Annotated in this window: 1 protein-coding gene; it reads left to right on the forward strand. The window is 29.2% G+C overall.

Annotated elements, in window-relative coordinates; translation table 11 throughout:
• The coding region (locus UNSWCS_RS12245) for a hypothetical protein (RefSeq protein WP_035144296.1) at positions 1-243 on the forward strand (243 nt) is incomplete at both ends.

Below are 243 nucleotides of genomic sequence, written 5' to 3' on the forward strand. Positions count from 1 at the left end.
AAAAACACTCATCTAAAAGGATCACTACTAGCAGCAGGAGAGTATGATAAAGATAATACCTTTATAGATAACCATAACCTAAATTTAAAAACAAATACCCTAAGCTATGAGAACCTATCAAATACAAGCTATGCTAAGGGAACAAACTTTAGTATAGGAGCTAACTATATCCTAGAAGATAAAAACAATAAAGATAGCAAATCAAATAACAATCAAGAAGATAAATTTACAGGTCTTAAATCA

It is taken from the genome of Campylobacter concisus UNSWCS (genome assembly GCF_000466685.1).
In the GTDB taxonomy this organism is placed as follows: domain Bacteria; phylum Campylobacterota; class Campylobacteria; order Campylobacterales; family Campylobacteraceae; genus Campylobacter_A; species Campylobacter_A concisus_A.